The organism is Streptomyces sp. NPDC047014 (assembly GCF_040644195.1).
Taxonomy (GTDB): domain Bacteria; phylum Actinomycetota; class Actinomycetes; order Streptomycetales; family Streptomycetaceae; genus Streptomyces.
Map to the genome: position 1 here is coordinate 1 of NZ_JBEYVX010000105.1, position 19,919 is coordinate 19,919.

Annotated in this window: 11 protein-coding genes; 5 read left to right on the forward strand and 6 right to left on the reverse strand. The window is 73.9% G+C overall.

Annotated elements, in window-relative coordinates:
- Positions 1–172: 172 nt before the first annotated feature.
- Positions 173–838 (forward strand): HAD family hydrolase, encoded by a 666-nt coding sequence (locus ABZ873_RS30750; RefSeq protein ID WP_360878925.1) that lies wholly within the window; start codon positions 173–175, stop codon positions 836–838.
- Positions 839–1,230: 392 nt separating this feature from the next.
- Positions 1,231–6,198, forward strand: a complete 4,968-nt coding sequence (locus ABZ873_RS30755) for an NAD-glutamate dehydrogenase (RefSeq protein ID WP_360878928.1) — start codon at positions 1,231–1,233, stop codon at positions 6,196–6,198.
- Between the two features lie 190 nt (positions 6,199–6,388).
- On the opposite strand, the gene ABZ873_RS30760 is transcribed toward ABZ873_RS30755, so the two are convergent.
- Both ABZ873_RS30760 and ABZ873_RS30765 read right to left on the reverse strand, forming a co-directional pair.
- Positions 6,389–7,186: an ABC transporter ATP-binding protein gene (locus ABZ873_RS30760; protein WP_360878931.1), complete on the reverse strand. Its 798-nt coding sequence runs from the start codon at positions 7,184–7,186 to the stop codon at positions 6,389–6,391.
- Entirely contained in the window at positions 7,179–8,090 is a 912-nt protein-coding gene (locus tag ABZ873_RS30765; RefSeq protein WP_360878933.1) for an ABC transporter permease, read from the reverse strand. The genes ABZ873_RS30760 and ABZ873_RS30765 overlap by 8 nt, the downstream gene beginning before the upstream one ends.
- 138 nt (positions 8,091–8,228) lie before the next feature.
- Between ABZ873_RS30765 and ABZ873_RS30770 the strand changes: the two genes are divergently transcribed.
- The gene (locus tag ABZ873_RS30770; RefSeq protein WP_360878936.1) at positions 8,229–8,864 is read left to right on the forward strand and encodes a TetR/AcrR family transcriptional regulator; all 636 of its coding nucleotides are present in this window, start codon (positions 8,229–8,231) and stop codon (positions 8,862–8,864) included.
- A 32-nt stretch (positions 8,865–8,896) separates the two neighbouring features.
- Here the strand turns inward: ABZ873_RS30770 and ABZ873_RS30775 are convergent, their stop codons facing one another.
- The 4 genes from ABZ873_RS30775 to ABZ873_RS30790 all read right to left on the reverse strand — a co-directional run bounded on the left by ABZ873_RS30775 (position 8,897) and on the right by ABZ873_RS30790 (position 16,215).
- A complete protein-coding gene (locus tag ABZ873_RS30775) occupies positions 8,897–9,844 on the reverse strand; it encodes a carbohydrate ABC transporter permease (RefSeq protein ID WP_360878938.1) in 948 nt (315 codons plus the stop codon).
- The gene (locus ABZ873_RS30780; protein ID WP_360878941.1) at positions 9,841–11,163 is read right to left on the reverse strand and encodes a sugar ABC transporter permease; all 1,323 of its coding nucleotides are present in this window, start codon (positions 11,161–11,163) and stop codon (positions 9,841–9,843) included. The genes ABZ873_RS30775 and ABZ873_RS30780 overlap by 4 nt, the downstream gene beginning before the upstream one ends.
- Positions 11,164–11,167: 4 nt before the next feature.
- Complete coding sequence (locus ABZ873_RS30785; protein WP_360878944.1) at positions 11,168–12,526, reverse strand: ABC transporter substrate-binding protein; 1,359 nt, start codon at positions 12,524–12,526, stop codon at positions 11,168–11,170.
- Between the two features lie 110 nt (positions 12,527–12,636).
- Positions 12,637–16,215: an FHA domain-containing protein gene (locus ABZ873_RS30790; RefSeq protein WP_360878947.1), complete on the reverse strand. Its 3,579-nt coding sequence runs from the start codon at positions 16,213–16,215 to the stop codon at positions 12,637–12,639.
- Positions 16,216–16,660: 445 nt separating this feature from the next.
- Between ABZ873_RS30790 and ABZ873_RS30795 the strand changes: the two genes are divergently transcribed.
- Positions 16,661–18,430, forward strand: coding sequence for a protein kinase (locus ABZ873_RS30795; protein ID WP_360878950.1), 1,770 nt, complete (start codon positions 16,661–16,663; stop codon positions 18,428–18,430).
- A gap of 159 nt (positions 18,431–18,589) precedes the next feature.
- Positions 18,590–19,855: a serine/threonine-protein kinase gene (locus ABZ873_RS30800; protein ID WP_360878953.1), complete on the forward strand. Its 1,266-nt coding sequence runs from the start codon at positions 18,590–18,592 to the stop codon at positions 19,853–19,855.
- Positions 19,856–19,919 lie beyond the last annotated feature (64 nt).

The window sequence follows — 19,919 nt, forward strand, 5'->3', positions numbered from 1 at the left end:
TTTAACCCTCCGGCCACCCCCGACAACTCCACAGGAATCACTCCCCTCTTTCCCTACACGCCGCTCTCCCGATCTCCGAGGCGGGGGACGCGGGCGCCCGCTCCGCCGTCGACGGCGCCGAGGACCACGAGCTGCTGTGGTTCGGCGTCCAGGAGATCCCGGGGCTGCTGAAGTGATACGCGGCAGCCATATCGTCTGGGACTGGAACGGCACCCTCCTCCACGACATCGACGCCGTCATGGCCGCGACGAACGCCTCCTTCGCCGAGCTCGGCTTCGCGCCGATCACCCTGGAGACCTACCGCGAGCTGTATGTCGTACCGGTGCCGAAGTTCTACGAGCGCCTCATGGGCCGGCTGCCCACCGAGGAGGAGTGGCTGCTCATGGACGAGACCTTCCACCGGCACTACTGGGCCGCCGCCGACGGCGCCGGGCTCGCCGAGGGCGCCCGGGACCTGCTCGTGGCCTGGGAGCGCGACGGGCTCACCCAGTCCCTGCTGTCCCTCGCGCCCCACGACAAGCTCGTCCCGCTGGTGCGCTCGCACGGCATCCACGGGCATTTCCTGCGCGTCGACGGGCGCACCGGCCCCTCGCACACCTCCAAGGCGGTGCATCTCGTACGCCACCTGGCGGCCCTGGACGGGACGGGTGTGACCGCGAGCCGTACGGTCCTCATCGGAGACGCCGTGGACGACGCGCTCGCCGCCGCGCACGTCGGCGCCCGCGCGGTGCTCTACACGGGCGGTTCGCACAGCCGCCGCAGTCTGGAATCGGCCGGGGTGCCCGTCGTGGACACCCTGGCGGAGGCCGTCCTGACTGCTCGCGAGCTGGCCGGATAGCGACGGGACGGCGATGTGACGGGTGATGCGCGGGGGGCTGCATGGACCGCCGGTCACGTCGCTGGCCAGAGTGTCAAAGTTCCACCCCAAGATTTGTACAGATGCAGCGAATGACGACTTGGGGGTAGGTCGGGATAGCCTTGTACCCGTGATCAGCGCGATACGCCTCGGGGGCACTGGAGCCTCCGGCCTGCGCCCGGCGCACGACAGTGCCCGGGCAGCCTGCGCTGATCTCCGCCACCGGGACCCCCAGCCGATCTTGGCTCGTTCTGTTCCGGTCGGCCTTCTCGACGGCATAGCGTCGATCCCGGACGGACACCCCGCCTCGCGGAGCTATGCCATTCCTTCCTTCACCTACGTCACGCAATGGCGCGCGACAGGAGCCAGAGGACATGCAGACCAAGCTGGACGAAGCAAAGGCCGAGCTGCTCGCACGGGCGGCCCGGGTAGCTGAGCACAGCCCGGCCGGGGGGCTACTTCCGACTGGGTCCGAGCAGGGAGAGCGTCCCGACCAGGACACGCTGCTCTCCTATCTCCAGCGCTACTACCTGCACACGGCACCCGAGGACCTGACGGACCGGGACCCGGTCGACGTGTTCGGAGCCGCGCTGTCGCACTACCGGCTGGCCGAGAAGCGGCCGCAGGGCACCGCGAACGTGCGCGTGCACACGCCCACGGTGGAGGAGAACGGCTGGACCTCCAGCCACTCCGTCGTCGAGGTCGTCACCGACGACATGCCCTTCCTCGTGGACTCCGTGACCAACGAGCTGTCCCGCCAGGGCCGCGGCATCCACGTCGTGATCCACCCGCAGGTCGTCGTCCGCCGTGACATCACCGGCAAGCTGATCGAGATCCTGGGCCCCGACTGCGACGCGCACGGCCCCGCCACCGCGCGCCCCCACGACTCCCTCGTCGAGTCCTGGATCCACGTCGAGATCGACCGCGAGACCGACAAGGCCGACCTCAAGCAGATCACCGTCGACCTCCAGCGCGTCCTGTCCGACGTCCGCGAGTCCGTCGAGGACTGGGAGAAGATGCGCGACGCCGCGCTGCGCATCGCCGACGCCCTGCCCGAGGAGCCCACCGCCCCGGACCTGCGCGAGTACGAGCTGGAAGAGGCCCGCGAGCTGCTGCGCTGGCTCGCCGACGACGCCTTCACCTTCCTCGGCTACCGCGAGTACAACCTCGTAGACGGCGACTCGCTGTCCGCCGTGCCCGGCACCGGCCTCGGCATCCTGCGCTCCGACCCGCACCACAGCGGCAAGGACGACGGCCACCCGGTCTCGCCCTCCTTCAACCGGCTGCCGGCCGACGCCCGCGCCAAGGCCCGCGAGCACCGCCTGCTGGTGCTGACCAAGGCCAACAGCCGCTCCACCGTGCACCGCCCCTCGTACCTCGACTACGTGGGCGTGAAGAAGTTCGACGCCGACGGCAACGTCGTCGGCGAGCGCCGCTTCCTCGGCCTGTTCTCCTCCGCCGCCTACACCGAGTCGGTGCGCCGGGTCCCCGTCATCCGCCGCAAGGTCACCGAGGTCCTCGACGGCGCCGGCTTCGCGCCGAGCAGCCACGACGGCCGCGACCTGCTCCAGATCCTGGAGACCTACCCGCGCGACGAGCTGTTCCAGACCCCGGTCGACCAGCTCCAGGCCATCGTCACCTCCGTGCTCTACCTGCAGGAACGTCGCCGCCTGCGGCTCTACCTGCGCCAGGACGAGTACGGGCGCTACTACTCGGCGCTCGTCTACCTGCCGCGCGACCGGTTCACCACCGGCGTGCGCCTGCGCCTGATGGACATCCTGCGCGAGGAACTGGGCGGCATCAGCGTCGACTTCACCGCCTGGAACACGGAGTCGATCCTCTCCCGCATCCACTTCGTCGTCCGCGTGCCCCAGGGCACCGAGCTGCACCGCCTGACGGACAGCGACGTCGAGCGCATCGAGGGCCGCCTGGTCGAGGCCGCGCGCTCCTGGGCCGACGGCTTCCAGGAGGCGCTGATCGCCGAGTGCGGCGAGGAGCGCGCCGCCGAGCTGCTGCGCCGCTACGGCACCTCCTTCGCCGAGGGCTACAAGGCCGACCACTCGCCGCGCGCCGCCGTCGCGGACCTGATCCACCTGGAGCGGCTGGCCGCCAGCGACCGCAAGTTCGCGCTGTCGCTGTACGAGCCGGTGGGCGCCGCCCCCGGTGAGCGCCGCTTCAAGATCTTCCGTACCGGTGAGCAGGTCTCGCTCTCCGCGGTCCTGCCCGTCCTCCAGCGCCTCGGCGTCGAGGTCACCGACGAGCGCCCCTACGAGCTGCGCCGCTCGGACCGGGTCAGCGCGTGGATCTACGACTTCGGTCTGCGGATGCCCGTACCCGCCGGCAGCTCCGACACCTACCTCGGTGACGACGCCCGCGAGCGCTTCCAGGACGCCTTCGCCGCCGTCTGGCAGGGCGAGGCCGAGAACGACAACTTCAACGCCCTGGTGCTGGGCGCCGGACTGACCTGGCGGCAGGCCGTCGTCCTGCGCGCGTACGCCAAGTACATGCGCCAGGCCGGCTCCACCTTCAGCCAGGACTACATGGAGGACACCCTCCGCAACAACGTCCACACCACCCGCCTGCTGGTCTCCCTCTTCGAGGCCCGCATGTCGCCGAGCCGCCAGGCCGCCGGCAGCGAGCTCGTGGACGCCATGCTGGAGGAGCTGGACGGGGCCCTGGACCAGGTCGCCTCGCTCGACGAGGACCGCATCCTGCGCTCCTTCCTCACCCTCATCAAGGCCACCCTGCGCACCAACTTCTTCCAGCTGGACTCGCAGGGCCAGCAGCACGCCTACGTGTCGATGAAGTTCGACCCGCAGGCCATCCCGGACCTGCCGGCCCCGCGCCCGGCCTTCGAGATCTGGGTGTACTCCCCGCGCGTCGAGGGCGTGCACCTGCGCTTCGGCAAGGTCGCGCGAGGCGGCCTGCGCTGGTCCGACCGCCGCGAGGACTTCCGTACGGAGATCCTGGGCCTGGTCAAGGCGCAGATGGTCAAGAACACCGTCATCGTGCCGGTCGGCGCCAAGGGCGGCTTCGTCGCCAAGAACCTGCCGGACCCGTCGGTGGACCGCGACGCCTGGATGGCGGAGGGCATCGCCTCCTACAAGATCTTCATCTCGGCGCTGCTCGACATCACCGACAACATGGTGGCGGGCGAGGTCGTGCCGCCGCGCGCCGTGGTCCGCCACGACGAGGACGACACCTACCTCGTCGTCGCCGCCGACAAGGGCACCGCGACCTTCTCCGACATCGCCAACGGCGTGGCGGAGTCCTACGGCTTCTGGCTCGGCGACGCCTTCGCCTCCGGCGGCTCGGCGGGCTACGACCACAAGGGCATGGGCATCACCGCCCGCGGCGCGTGGGAGTCCGTGAAGCGGCACTTCCGCGAGCTGGGCCACGACACCCAGACCGAGGACTTCACCGTCGTCGGCGTCGGTGACATGTCCGGTGACGTCTTCGGCAACGGCATGCTGCTCTCGGAGCACATCCGCCTGGTCGCCGCCTTCGACCACCGGCACATCTTCATCGACCCGGCCCCGGACGCGGCCACCTCGTACGCCGAGCGCCGGCGCCTGTTCGAGCTGCCGCGCTCCTCGTGGGCGGACTACGACACCGCGCTGATCTCGGCGGGCGGCGGCATCCACCCGCGCTCGGCGAAGTCCGTCCCGGTCAACGCGCAGATCCGCGAGGCCCTGGGCATCGACGCGGGCATCACCAAGATGACCCCCGCCGACCTGATGCAGGCCATCCTCAAGGCCCCCGTCGACCTGGTGTGGAACGGCGGCATCGGTACGTACGTCAAGGCGACGGCCGAGACCCACGCCGACGTCGGCGACAAGGCCAACGACGCCATCCGCGTCAACGGCTCCGAGGTGCGCGCCCGCGTCATCGGCGAGGGCGGCAACCTGGGCCTGACCCAGCTGGGCCGCATCGAGTTCGCGCGCAGCGGTGCGGGCGGCGACGGCGGCAAGGTCAACACCGACGCCATCGACAACAGCGCGGGCGTGGACACCTCCGACCACGAGGTGAACATCAAGATCCTGCTCAACGCGGTCGTCGCGGACGGGGACATGACCGTCAAGCAGCGCAACACGCTGCTCGCGCAGATGACCGACGAGGTCGGCCACCTGGTGCTGCGCAACAACTACGCGCAGAACACCGCGCTGGCCAACGGCGCGGCGCAGGCGCCCAGCCTGCTCCACGCCCAGCAGCGCTTCATGCGCCGCCTGGAGGGCGCCGGACTGCTCAACCGCGAGCTGGAGTTCCTGCCCACCGACCGGCAGATCCGCGAACTGCTCAACAACGGCAAGGGGCTGACCCAGCCGGAGCTGGCCGTGCTCTTCGCCTACACGAAGATCACGACGGCCGACGAGCTGATCGTCACCGGGCTGCCGGACGACCCGTACCTGCGGCGCCTGCTGTTCGCGTACTTCCCGGCGGCCCTCGGCGACAGGTTCGCCGAGCAGATCGACGCGCACGCGCTGCGCCGCGAGATCATCACCACCATCCTGGTCAACGACACCGTCAACACCGGTGGTTCGACCTTCCTGCACCGCCTGCGGGAGGAGACCGGGGCCTCCACCGAGGAGATCGTGCGGGCGCAGCTCGCGGCCCGCGAGATCTTCGGCCTGGCCGATGTGTGGGACGCGGTGGAGGCGCTGGACAACAAGGTGGCCGCCGACGTCCAGACCCGGGTGCGGCTGCACTCGCGGCGGCTGGTCGAGCGCGGTACGCGCTGGCTGCTGAACAACCGGCCGCAGCCGCTCCAGATCACCGAGACCATCGCCTTCTTCGGAGAGCGGGTGGCCCAGGTGTGGGCGGAGCTGCCGAAGCTGGTGCGGGGCGCGGACCTGGACTGGTACCAGCGGGTCATGGACGAGCTGACCGGTGAGGGCGTGCCGGAGGAGCTGGCGGCGAAGGTCGCCGGATTCTCCTCGGCCTTCCCGACGCTGGACATCGTCGCGATCGCGGACCGGACGGGCGTGGACCCGCTGGGTGTGGCCGAGGTGTACTACGACCTCGCCGACCGGCTGGACATCACGCAGCTGATGGACCGGATCATCGAGCTGCCGCGCTCCGACCGCTGGCAGTCGATGGCCCGTGCGTCGATCCGCGAGGACCTGTTCGCGGCGCATGCCGCGCTGACGGCGGACGTGCTGTCGGTGGGCGACGGCGGTTCGACTCCCGAGGAGCGCTTCACGGCGTGGGAGGAGAAGAACGCGGCGATCATCGGGCGGGCGCGGACGACGCTGGAGGAGATCCGGGGGTCGGACGACTTCGACCTGGCGAATCTTTCGGTGGCGATGCGGACGATGCGGTCGTTGCTGCGCACGCACAGCTGATCGGAAGCGGTGGTGATGTGAACGGGCCGGGCCCGGGACCCCCTTGGGGTTCCGGGCCCGGCCCGTTGTGTCGGTGCGGCGCCGTTGCGGGGGCGCTGCCCCCGGGCCCCCGCGCCTCAAACGCCGGCGGGGCTGGATGGGGGCCCTGCGCCTCAGGTTTTGGCGGGGCTGGATGGGGCGCCCCCGCGTCTCAAACGCCGGCGGGGCTGGAGGTGGTCCAGGCTTCGTAGGCGCGGCAGACCTCTTCCGCCGGGCCGTCCATGCGGAGGACGCCCGATTCCAGCCAGATCGCGCGGTCGCAGGTCTCGCGGACCGTGTTGATGGCGTGGCTGACGAGGAAGACGGTGCCGGCGCGGGCGCGCAGTTCCTCGATGCGGGCCTGGCTGCGCCGCTGGAAGGCCGCGTCGCCGGTGGCCAGGGCCTCGTCGATCATCAGGACGTCGTGGTCCTTGGCGGCGGCGATGGAGAACCGCAGGCGGGCGCCCATGCCCGAGGAGTACGTCCGCATGGGCAGGGAGATGAAGTCGCCCTTCTCGTTGATGCCGGAGAAGTCGACGATGGCGCGGTAGCGCTCCTGGACCTGCTGGCGGCTCATGCCCATCGCGAGGCCGCCGAGGATGACGTTCCGCTCGCCGGTCAGGTCGTTCATCAGGGCGGCGTTCACGCCCAGCAGGGACGGCTGGCCGTGCGAGTAGACCGCGCCGCGCGCCACCGGCTGGAGGCCGGCGATGGCCTTGAGCAGGGTGGACTTGCCCGAGCCGTTGGAGCCGATCAGGCCGATGGCCTCGCCCTTGTACGCGGTGAAGCTGACGCCGCGCACGGCGTGCACCTCGGTGACGCCGGGCGCCTCGCCCCGGGAGAAGAGGCGGCTGAGGGCCGCCGTGGCGCCGCCCTTGCGGGCGCCGCCGTGGACCTTGTAGACCACGTGGACCTCGTCCGCGATGACGGTGGGGATCCGGGTCTCTGTCCGTGTCGCGGTGTCAGCCACGGCCGTACGCCTCCTCGGCCTTCCAGAAGTAGACGAACCCGCCGACGCCCGCCAGCAGCGCCCAGCCGAGGGCGATGAGCCATGCGTGGTGGGGCAGGGCGTGCGCGGGGAAGCTGTCGATCAGCGCGAAGCGCATCAGGTCGATGTAGACGGCGGCCGGGTTGACCTTGAGGGCGAGCAGCACCCAGTGCGGCAGGTGGTCCGTCTTGAGCACCTGGTCGATGGACCACATCACGCCCGAGGTGTACATCCACGTCCGCAGCACGAACGGCATCAGCTGGCTGACGTCCGGGTTCCTGCTGCCGACGCGGGCCATGACCATGGCGCAGCCGGCGGCGAAGACGGCCATCAGCAGCAGGGCGGGCAGCGCCAGCAGCCAGGCGGGGCCGGGGGTCTGGCCGAAGGCCAGCAGCAGGACGACGAGGGCGGCCATGCTGACGAGCAGCTGCTGGAAGAGCTGCATCACGGTGGAGAGCGGCAGGCTCGCGCGGGGGAAGTGCAGGGCGCGGACCAGGCCGAGGTTGCTGTGGACGGCGCGGGTGCCGGCGTTGACGGAGCTGCTGATGAAGTCCCAGACGAAGATGCCGGTGATCAGGAAGGGGACGTAGTCGGGGACGTCGCGGCTGGCCTTGAGGACGATGCCGAAGATGAAGTAGTAGACGGCCGCGTTGAGCAGCGGTGTCGCCAGGTGCCAGACCTGGCCGAGCCGGGCCGTGCTGTACGTGGCCTGCATACGGGCGGTCGCGTAGGCGGCGACGAAGTGGCGGCGGGCCCAGAGCTCCGCGACGTAGCGGGGGAGCGTGGGGCGGGCGCCGCTGAGGGTGAGGCCGTGGGCGGCGGCCAGCCGGGCGCGTTCCGCGGAGTCGGCGGGCGCGGTGGTCTGGGATGCGGTCGCGGTGGTCACAGGGTTCGGTCGCCTTCGACGGGGTCGGGGCAGGATTCAGCGACGGGACGGAACCGTATCGTCGCTACGGCGAGGCTAAGGCTCGGGGCGTCGGAACGCAACCGTTTCGTCGTGACGGGGCGCGGCTATGCTCTGTGCATGACCACCGACCCAGCCGCCGCCCCGTCCGCCCCCGCCCGCCGCGCCCCCGCCGGGGCCGCCGTCCTGCGCGAGGACGTGACGGAGGCGATCCGCGACGCGGTGCTGGCGGAACTGGCCGCGGTGGGCTTCGCCCGGATGTCCATCGAGGGCATCGCGCGCCGGGCGGGCGTCGGCAAGACGGCGGTCTACCGCCGCTGGAAGTCCAAGCTGCACCTGGTCCTCGACCTGATCGGCGCCTTCGCGGTGGACGGCCTCCCGGTCCCGGCGACGGGCTCCCTGTACGGCGACGTACGCGCCCTGCTGGAGGTCCTGTCCCACGTCCTGCGCCACCCGGTGGCCTCGGCGGTCATCCCCGACCTCCTGGTCGAGGCGGCCCGCAACCCGGAGATCGCGGACGCCGTCCGCGGCGCCCTCCTGGAGGGCCAGCTCCGCATGGCCCAGGTCATCGTCTCGGCCGCCGCCGCCCGCGGCGAAATCCCCCCGGACACGGACCCGTCCCGCGCCCTGGACCTGGCCATCGGCCCGCTGTACTGGCGCCAGGTCGTCGTCCGCGACGACATCCACCCCACCCACCTGGACACCCTGGCCCAAGCCGTGGTCGCGGGCCTCCGCACCCCTTCCGCCTCGGCCTGACGGCCTCCGGGCGGGAGTGTCCCCGGGGGGCGTTACTTGACCGCGCCCGCCATCACCCCGGAGACGAACTGCCGCTGGAAGGCGAAGAAGACCACCAGGGGGACCACCATCGACAGGAAGGCGCCGGGCGCCAGTACGTCGATGTTGTTCCCGAACTGGCGGACCTGCTGCTGGAGGGCGACCGTCACCGGTGGATGCGTGGAGTCGGCGAAGACCAGTGCCACCAGCATGTCGTTCCACACCCACAGGAACTGGAAGATGCCCAGCGAGGCGATCGCCGGGCCGCCGAGCGGCAGCACCACCCGGGCGAACAGCCGCAGTTCGCCCGCCCCGTCGAGCCGGGCCGCCTCCAGGAGTTCGCGCGGGATCTCCGCGAAGAAGTTCCGCAGCAGGAACACGGCGAAGGGCAGCCCGAAGGCCGTGTGGAAGAGGACCACCCCGGCCGTGGTCTCGAACAGCCCCACGGAGCCGAAGAGTTCGGAGACCGGGATCAGCGCCACCTGTACGGGGACCACGAGCAGCCCCACGACGACCAGGAAGAGCCAGTCCCGGCCGGGGAACTCCAGCCACGCGAAGGCGTATCCCGCGAGCGACCCGAGGAGCAGCACCAGCAGGGTGGCGGGGACGGCGATCGCGACGGTGTTGAGGAGGGAGCCGGTGATCGTGTCGTTGGCCAGCAGCCGCTGGTAGTTGTCGGCGGTCAGCCGCGAGGGCGCGGTCAGCACCTGCCACCAGCCGCCCCGGTTGAGGTTGTCGGGGGAGAGCAGGGAGGAGATCAGCAGCCCGAGGGTGGGCAGCAGCCAGAACAGCCCGGCCAGCATCAGGAAGACCCGCACCGCCCCCGAGGCCAGGAAGCCCGCCGCCCGCCGGGCGGGGCGGCGTGGGGGACGCGGGGCCGCGCCCGCTGTCACAAGCCCTCCCGCGCCGGCCTCCGTACGCCCGCCCGCCGCGCGGCCCCGTATCGCGTCCGTACCGCTCATCGGGACCTCTCCTTCCGCAGCCGCCGGATATTCACGAGCATCACCGGCACCACCAGCACCAGCAGCAGCACCGCGATGGCACTGCCCAGCCCCGGGTCGGCATCCGTGCCGAAGGAGGTCCGGTACAGCTGGAGCGCCAGCACGTTCGCGTCGTCCTGCACCGCGCCCGGCGCGATCACGAAGACCAGGTCGAAGATCTTCATGACGTTGATGACGAGGGTGACGAACACGACCGCCAGCACCGGCGCCAGCAGCGGCACGGTGATCCGCCGGAACACCTGCCACTCGCTCGCCCCGTCCACCCGCGCCGCCTCCAGCAGCTCACGCGGTACGGCCGCCAGCCCCGCCGCGATCAGCACCATCGCGAACCCGGCCCACATCCATACGTACGCCCCGATCACCGCCGGCGTCACCAGCGACGGGCCCAGCCACTCCACCCCTCCGTACGCCTCCCGGAAGTTCGCCGCGGGCAGCCGCAGCACCGCCCCGTCGGCCTTCCCGGACAGGGTGAACGTGCCGTCGGCGCGGGCCGTCGCCGTCTCCACCACCCGCCCGTCCCGGACCGCCTCGACGCGGATCCCCGCCAGGCCCCGCTCGGTCGGGTCGACCACGTTCACCGTGCCGCCCCCGCCCCGCGTGAAGTCCTGCCAGACGGTGCCGGTGACCTTCCCCGGTACGGGCTCCGCGCGGCCCGCCGTCCGGGTCCCCTCGGGCAGCGCCTCCGGGGCCACGCCCACCAGCGGCAGCAGCACCGCGCTGCCCGCGCGGACGGGCTCACGGGTGGCGAAGGCGCCCCCGCCCGCGTCGGCCAGCGGCGAGTCCCGGCCGGGGCGGGCCTTGGGGAAGGCCGAGGACTGCGCGAAGGTGTCGTGGACCCCGACCCAGACCGCGTTCGCGACACCACGATCCGGATCGTGGTCGTAGACCAGCCGGAAGATGATGCCCGCCGCCAGCATCGAGATGGCCATCGGCATGAACACCAGCAGCTTGAACGCCGTTCCCCAGCGCACCCGTTCGGTGAGCACCGCGAAGACCAGCCCGAGGGCGGTGGCGGTCACGGGCGCGAGCACCACCCACACCGCCGTGTTCCTGAGCGCCGCGCGGATCGCGTCGTTGCCCAGGATCTCCCGGTAGTTGGCGGCGCCGACGAACGCCGAGCCGGACCGGTCGAAGAGGCTGCGGTAGAGGGAGTAGCCGATCGGGTGCACGACGAGCGCGCCGAGCAGGACCAGGGCCGGCAGGAGGAACGCCGCCGCGACCAGCCGGCGGCGCCGCGCCTCCGCCGTGACGGTGTGTGCGGCACGGGCACGGGACTCCACCGGATCAGCCCTTGTACGCCTTGGCCGCTTCCGCCTCCAGTTTCGCCTGCGTCCCCGCCACGTCCGACGGGTTCGCCAGGAAGTCCTGGAGGGCCTTCCACTCGCCCGCGCCCGGGGTGCCGCCAAAGGCCGCCGGGGCCTGGTCCGACATGTCGAAGCGGAAGTCGTCGCCCGCCGCGATCAGCGCCTTGGCGATGTCCCGCTGGATGTCGTTGGGATAGGCGGCCGGGTCCACCGCCCGGTTCGGGGACAGGAAACCGCCCGCGCGGGCCTGGATCTCCGCCGCGTCCGCCGAGGCCAGGAAGGTCAGCAGGGCCTGCGCGCCCTTCGACGGTTTCAGTGCGACGGCCACGTCACCGCCCGAGACCACCGGCGCCTTCCCGCCGACCGCCGGGAAGGGGAACACGAGCGCGTCCTCGCCCACCTTCGCCTCGGTCTGCGCGATGTTCACCGCGACGAAGTCCCCCTCGAAGACCATCGCGGCCGCGGGCCGGTCCCCGCCGGTGAAGGTCTGCGTCACCGACTTCGGGAACTCGGTGGCCAGCGCCCCGGCGCTGCCGCCCGCCAGGAAGTCCTTGCGGCCGAAGAGCTCCGCGAGCGTGGTCAGGGCCTGCCCGACGCTCTCGTCCGTCCACGGGATCTCGTGCTTCGCCAGCTGGTCGTACTTCTCCGGGCCCGCCTGCGAGAGGTAGACGTTCTCGAACCAGTCGGTGAGGGTCCAGCCGTCCGCGCCCGCGACCGAGACGGCCGGGGTGCCGGAGGCAGACAGGGTGTCGGCCGCCGCGATCAGTTCCTTCCAGGTCCCCGGCGGCTTCACCCCCGCCGCCTCGAAGGCCCGCGCGTTGTACCAGATCAGCGACTTGTTGGCGGCCTTGTAGTAGACCCCGTACTGCGTCCCGTCCACCGCGCCGAGCGCCTTCCAGCCCGGCGAGTAGTTCGCTTCGAGCTGCGCCATGGCCTCGGGGCCCACCGGCTGCGCCCACTTGTTGCCCACCGCCGACACCAGCGCGCCCACCTGCGGCAGCAGCGCCACGTCCGGCGGGGCCCCGCCCGCGATCTTGCTGCCGAGGAAGGTGACGATCGGGTCCTGGGCCGGGACGAAGGTGACCGAGGCCCCCGTCCGCTTCTCGAACTCCTTGAGGACCTTGGTGAAGTTCTCCTGCTCGGGGCCCGTCCACACGGCCGCGACCTGGAGCTTCTCGCCGGGCAGCTGGGGTAAGCGCACCGTCGGCGTGGCCGTGCCGCCCCGCGGCGGCTCCGGGTCCTTCTCCGTGCCGCCGCCGCACGCGCTGAGCGCGAGCGCGCCCGTCGCGGCCAGCGCCGCCCATCGAAGTCCCGTACGGCTCGTTCCGCGCTCGCGCATGGCTCTGCCCCCGATGCCCGTGGTGTGCCCCGTGGTGTGTCCCGGACCACAAGGTCTACGCCGACCCGCGCGCCCCCGCAATACCGCCTGCCGGGGGCCGCCCGGCCGGTTCAGGGCGCGGGCGGGAACAGCACGGGCACCGCCGAGACCAGGTGCGCGGCCCGGTCCAGGGCGCTGGCCAGCAGCGCGAGGTCGGTCGGCCCGTTGCCCAGTTCGCGTACGGGGCGGCGCGCCGGTGGGTCGCCCATCCGCTCCCACTCCACCGGGACCACAGTGGGCCTCAGGGTCGCCGTCCGCGGGATCCGGCCCGTGACCCGCCCCGCCTGGAACGGCACCGTCCGGCCGTCCGCGAAGCGCAGCGTGCCGCGGCCCGGGCCCGGCTGGTCGGGAGCCTCCAGCTCCACCCGCAGCGTGGCGAGGCGGGCCGGCCCGGAGTCGGCCGTGCGGTCGGGGCGGCGGGCGGTGCTCGCCACCAGGTGCACACCGAGCCGCGCGCCGTCGCGGGCCACCGCCTCCAGCGCCCGCACCACCGAGCCGGCGGCGGGCCGTCCCGTACTGCCCAGGCCCGGCGCGACCAGCGCGTCGAGGTCGTCCACCAGCACCACCAGGCGGGGCAGCGGGCTCGGCCCGGCCGCCTCCGTCCGCGTGGCGGCCGCGCGCAGCCGGAGGGTGCCGGTACGCACCGGCTCCGCCCGGCCCGGCGTACCGGAGGCGGCGGGGTCGAGCTCGCCGCGGTGCTCGCCGGGCGCGGGTCTGCGGGGGGCCACCAGGCGGCCGGACACCTCGCGCTGCGCGTGCCACTCCGCGAAGGGCACCCCGTCCAGCAGCTCGGCGCGCCGCTTGAGCTCCGCGCCCAGGGCCTGCGCGAACTCCCGCATGCGCAGCGGGTCGGAGGCGACCAGGTGCGCGGAGACGTGCGGCAGCTCGGTGCAGGGCAGCAGCCCGTCGCCGCGCTCGCCGCCCGCCCCGTCGAGCAGGAGCAGCCCGAGCCGGTCCGGGCGGGCGGCGGCGGACAGCGAGGCGGCCACCGAGCGCAGCAGTTCCGTACGTCCGCTCCCCGCGGGCCCCTCCACGACCAGGTGCGGGCCCTCGTGCACCAGCTCCGTGCCGACGGGCCCGCGCCGGCCGCTGCCGAGCACGATCTCCGCCAGGCCGCCCTGGCCCTGCCCCTGGTCGGTGGCGGCCGCCCAGCGGGCCATCAGGGAGGCGGGGGTGGCGCGGGCCAGCCCCAGCTCGTCCAGCAGCCGCGCGGTGGCGGGCAGGGCGGCGGCGGTGGTCCGGCCGGGCCCGGCGGAGGCGCCCTCGGTGGTGCGCAGCGGGGCCAGGGCGCGGGCGAAGCGCTCGGCCCAGGCGGCGGAGACCCCGTCGGCGACGGCGGGGCCCCCGGTGGGCACGGGCCGGCCGCCCTGGACCGCGTAGGTCCGTACGGCCGTGGCCACGTCCCCGCTGAGCAGGGCGACGGTGCCGCAGTCGCGGAAGGCGGGCAGGGCCGCGCAGGCGGTCTCGTAGGCGTCGGTGACCGGGGAGGCGGCCGTCGCGGCCGGGGCCTCGGCGAGAGCGAGCACGTGGATCCCGGCGGCGGGGCCGTGCGAGGCGAGGCGGCCGGTGAGGTCGCGGAGCGCGCCGGTGCCGGGGTCGCCGTCGAGGACGAGGAGCGTGTACGGGCCGGTGTGCGCGGCGGCGGCCTCCCGTACCCGGTCGGGCTCGGCGGTGGCCCAGTGCGCGCCGAGCGGGCCGTCGTCCAGGCGCCGGGTCAGCTCGGCGGTGCGGGCGGCGGCCTGCTCGCGGTCGTAGGCGAGCAGGAGCCGGCAGTCCTGGCCGTGCGCGGGGCGTACGTGGGGCAGCCAGCCGAGCCAGCCCCAGTCGCGCCGCCGGTCGGCAGCCGGGCGGGCCCGGTCGGCGCAGACGAGCACGATCTCCAGCTGCGCGGGCGCGTGCAGCGCGGCCAGCTGCGCGACGGCCCAGCGCGCCACCCCGGCCAGCCGGGCCCGGGGCCCCGCGATGCCGAGGGCGCCGACGGCGGCCAGGGACACCCGGCTCCCGGTGCCGAGCCCGATCTCGGGCGCGGCGGCGGAGGTACGGGACCACAGGCGCCCGGTGGGCCCCATGGCGGCCAGCAGCAGCGCGGCGGGGTCGTCGGGATGCGGCACGGCGGCGACGGCGACGGCCTCCGGCACCACCTCGGCGATGTCCTCCCCCCGCACCCACTTCCGCGCCCAGGCCCCGATCCCACGCCGCCGCCCGGCGGGGGCGGGCTCCCGGCCGGTGGCGCCCGCCGCTGAGCCGGAGCCGCCCGAGGTCGCGCCGAAGGCGCCGGTGGCCGAGCCGGCTCCGCCGGTGGCCGCGCCGGGGCCGCCCGAGGTCGCGCCGGGGGCGCCCGCTCCCGCGCCGAAGGCGCCCGAGGCCGATCCGTAGGTGCCCGCTGCCGAGCCGGAGCCACCCGCTGCCGCGCCGAAGGCGCCTGGGGCCGAACCGGCTCCGCCGGTGGCCGACCCGGGCGAACCCGCAGCCGCGCCGAAAGCGTCACGGGCCGCGCCGGGATCGCCCGCGGCCGCGCCGAAGGCGCCCGAGGCCGAACCGGCTCCGCCGGTGGACGCGCGGGGGGCGCCGGGGGCCTGGCCGTGGGCGCCTGCGCCCGAGTCGGCTCTGCCCGAGGTAGATCCGTAGGCACCTGCTGCCGACCCGGAGCCACCCGCCCCCGCGCCGGGGCGGCCGGTGGCCGACCCGGGCGAGCCCGCCGCCGCGCCGAAGGCGCCCGGGGCTGATCCGGGTCCGCCCGTGGCCGCGCGCGGGCCACCCAGGGGCGATCCATGGGTGCCTGCGACCGCGCCGGGACCGCCCGAGGCCGATCCGGGTGCGCCGGGCGCCTGGCTGTGGGCGCCTGCGCCCGAGTCGGCTCTGCCCGAGGTAGATCCGTAGGCACCCGCCGCCGCGCCCAAGGAGCCCGCCGCCGGTCCGGCCCCGCCCGGTGAGGACTGCGCGGGGACGCCCGGGGTTCCGGGTCCGCCCGGGGTCGGGCCGGGGGCGCCCGGCGTGGTCCCCGGGCACGGAAGGGCGAGGTGGCCCTCCAGGTCCGGGGTCACCGGGAGGGGGGACGGGCCCGGCGGGGAGAGGCGGAGGGTGGACTCGCCCACCTGGAGCAGCGCGCCCGGCGGCAGAGCCACCGGCTGGCGTCCCACCGGGGAGCCGTCCAGGGTGGTGCCGTTCGTCGAGTCGAGGTCGGCCACCGCGATCCGGCCGTCGTGGATGACCGTCACCGCGCAGTGCAGCCGCGAGACATCGGGGTCGTCCAGCGGGACGTCGGCCCCCGAGGAGCGGCCCACCGTGATCTGCCCGCCGTGCAGCAGGTGCACCCCGCCCGCGTCCGGCCCGGCGACGACATGCAGCTGGGGCGCGCCCATGCCGTCCTCGGGCAGGACGTCCGGCAGCGGCGCGCCGAGCGCCAGCACGGCCCCGTCCACGAGCGGCGGCTCGCCCAGCACCCGCCGCTGGAGGTCGAGCCGTTCGGAGCCCGCGTACAGCACGACCGTGCCGCCGGTGTCGGGGCCGCCCACGGTCGCCGCGAGCCCCGAGGCGACCGCGGCGAGCGGGGTGCCGGCGGGCGCGGTGACGAGTACGTCACAGCTCGCGGGCGCGGCCGTGTTCTGGTGGCCGCTGCGCGGCCCGAGGACGGTCAGCCGGATCTGCATCGCCGTCAGCGGTCCCTTCTGCGCGAGGCGCGGTGCGCGGTGCGTACGCCCGGCGCGAGGTGTCCCGGCATGCCCGCCCGACCGCCCCCCGCCCGGCACGGACGCGTCGCGTCCGGTCAGGTCTGCCCGGAAGGCGGGGCTCCCGTCCCGTGCCGTCCGTACGGGTGCATCCTCGCACCTGTCGCGGACAACACGCCCGGGGCCCGCCAATAAATGATCTTGATCGGGGGCGGGCCGGGCAAGCTCCCGGCCGAATACCGACCCCCGCCCGGGGAAAGAAGGGGAAAAACGCCTCCGGCATACCCCCCGAGCGTCACCCTCCGTACATATGTGCGGCAACCAACCCCCGCAGGGCGGCGTCTTCCCCAGGGACACCCCCTAGAGTGGGCCGGAAAAACCAGTCATTCGGATCGACACAGCAGACGACAGCAGGGGAGCGCGAGACGTGCGGCCAGTCGGCAGCAAATACCTGCTCGAGGAGCCGCTCGGGCGCGGCGCCACGGGCACTGTCTGGCGTGCCCGCCAGAGGGAGGCCGCCGGTGCCGAGGCGGCCGTCGCGGGACAGCCCGGCGAGACCCTGGCCATCAAGGTCCTCAAGGAGGAGCTGGCCCAGGACCCGGACATCGTCATGCGCTTCCTGCGGGAGCGCTCGGTCCTGCTGCGGCTGACCCACCCGAACATCGTGCGCACCCGCGACCTCGTCGTCGAGGGGGACCTCCTCGCCCTGGTCATGGACCTGATCGAGGGCCCGGACCTGCACCGCTACCTGCGCGAGAACGGCCCCTTCACGCCCGTCGCCGCGAGCCTGCTGACCGCCCAGATCGCGGACGCGCTCGCCGCCAGCCACGCCGACGGCGTCGTGCACCGCGACCTCAAGCCGGCCAACGTGCTGCTCGACGAGCGCGGCGGCCAGATGAAGCCGATGCTCACCGACTTCGGCATCGCCCGCCTCGCCGACTCCCCGGGCCTGACCCGCACCCACGAGTTCGTCGGCACCCCCGCCTACGTCGCCCCCGAATCCGCCGAGGGCCGCCCGCAGACCTCCGCCGTCGACATCTACGGCGCCGGCATCCTGCTGTACGAACTCCTCACCGGCCGGCCCCCCTTCGCCGGCGGCACCGCGCTCGAAGTGCTCCACCGCCACCTCAGCGAGGAGCCGCAGCGCCCCTCGACCATGCCCGAACCGCTGTGGACGGTCGTCGAGCGCTGCCTGCGCAAGGAGCCGGACGAGCGCCCCAGCGCGCAGAGCCTGGCCCGCGCCCTGCGCGTGGTCGCCGCCGGTATCGGCGTGCACTCCACCCCCGTCGAGGTCGAGGCGGCGCTCGGCGTGGGCGCCCTGCTCGCGCCCGACCCCTCCCCGGCCCCGGTCCCCGAGACGCCGGGCGGCGCCGCCGACCCGACGCAGGTGCTGCCCGCCGGGGCCGGCTCCCCGGCCGGCGGCTACGACGCCAACGCCATGACCAGCGTGCTGCCGCCCGTGGGCGCAGCCGACGCCACCTCGGTGCTGCCCAGCACCGGCGGGCCCGGCGCCGACCCGACCTCGCTGATGCCGCCGGTGCAGCAGCCCGACGCGGCGCACCCGTGGCAGTCGCAGATGCGGGCCGCCCGCGACCGCAACGAGCAGACGCAGATCCAGTACCTCGACCCCGAGGACGACCCGCTGCGCCGCCGCCCGCAGCGGCAGGCGCCCCCGCCGCCGCAGCACCGGCCCCAGCAGCAGCCGCCGCAGTACCGGCAGCCCCCGCAGCAGCAGTACCAGCAGCCGCAGCAGCCCCCGTACCGGCCGCAGCAGCCGCCCCAGCAGCAGTACGCCCCGCCGCCGCCCCCGCCGCAGCACTACCAGCCGCAGCAGCAGCGCCAGCCCCAGCCGTACCAGCAGCAGGCCGCGCCGCAGCAGCAGCCGCAGTACCACCCGCCGCAGCAGCCCCAGCAGGCTCCGCCGCAGCCGCCGGCCCCCCGGCAGCCCCGCGAACCGCGCGAGCCGCGCCGCCGCAGCGCCAACCCGGTGCGGATCCCCGGCCTCGGCTGCCTCAAGGGCTGCCTGGTGATGATCCTGCTGCTCTTCGTGGGCGGCTGGCTGATCTGGGAGCTGACCCCGCTCCAGGAGTGGGTCGGCACCGGCAAGGGCTGGTGGGACCAGGTGTGGTCCTGGGGCTCCGGCATCGTGGACTGGGTCAGCTCGGTGGGCGACAGCGCGGGCTCGACCAGCCCGTGAGGTGGCTCCCGTAGCGCCGACTTCGTGGATTTGTCGACATCCGGGGCGTGATTTCGCCCGGAGAAGTGAAGGTCGCCGGAAATCGGGCCCCCTGCTGGCCTCCGCGGCCCCGTCGGCCGCGTAGCTTTGGTGCGTACGCCAGCCGCTGAGGGAGCAGTCGTGGCACGGAAGATCGGCAGCCGGTACACCGCGCACCAGATCCTGGGACGAGGCAGCGCGGGCACGGTGTGGCTGGGCGAGGGGCCGGACGGGCCCGTCGCCGTCAAACTCCTGCGCGAGGACCTGGCGTCCGACCAGGAACTGGTCGGACGGTTCGTCCAGGAGCGCAGCGCGCTGCTCGGCCTGGAGCATCCGCATGTGGTCTCCGTCCGCGACCTGGTCGTGGACGGCAACGACCTGGCCCTGGTCATGGACCTCGTCCGCGGTACGGACCTGCGCACGCGGCTCGACCGCGAGCGCAGGCTGGCCCCCGAGGCGGCCGTGGCGATCGTCGCGGACGTGGCCGACGCGCTGGCCGCGGCGCACGCGGCGGGGGTGGTCCACCGCGACGTCAAGCCGGAGAACGTCCTGCTGGACATGCAGGGCCCGCTGGGGCCGGGCGGCGCCCATCCGGCGCTGCTGACCGACTTCGGCGTGGCCAAGCTGATCGACTCGCCGCGGCGGGCGGCGGCCGGGCGGTCCTCCGGCCCCACCACGCGGATCATCGGCACGCCGGACTATCTGGCGCCGGAGATCGTGGAGGGGCTGCCCCCGCGGGCGGCGGTGGACATCTACGCGCTGGCGACCGTCCTGTACGAGCTGCTGGCCGGCTTCACCCCCTTCGGCGGTGGCCACCCCGGGGCGGTGCTGCGGAGGCATGTCACCGAGACGGTGGTCCCGCTGCCGGGGATCCCCGAGGAGCTGTGGCAGCTGATCGTGCAGTGCCTGGCCAAGGCGCCGGCCTCGCGGCTGCGGGCCTCGGAGCTGTCGGTGCGGCTGCGGGACCTGCTGCCGATGCTGGCGGGGATACCGCCGCTGGACGTGGACGAGCCGGACGACGCGGAGCAGGCGGAGCCGGAGCCGTCGGAGGAGCCGGCCGCGGACCCGGTCCGGCGGCGGGGCGTGGTCCCGCTGGTGCCGGGGTCCGCGACGGACTCGAACCGGGACACCCATACCTCGATGCGGGTGCCGGGTCCGGAGGAGCTGGCGGGCGGCGCGCTGGGCACGGCCCGCGTCCCCCGCCCGGCGGGCGGCCACCGCCCGGGCTCCGCCCGGCACCGCGCGGAGGCGGTCCGCAAGCGGCGGCTGGCCCTCTCGGCGGGCGCGGTCGCCCTGACGGCGGCCATCGCCCTGGGCACGTGGTCCGCCCTCTCGGACGACCCCCCGTCCCCCCAACAGGACAACAAACGCTCCAGCACCCAGCGCGGCGGGGTGGTGGGGCGGTGAGTCTGGAGCGGATCAATCCGGGGGAGCTGTCCCCGCCGGCCGGGTTCTCGCACGCGGTGACGGC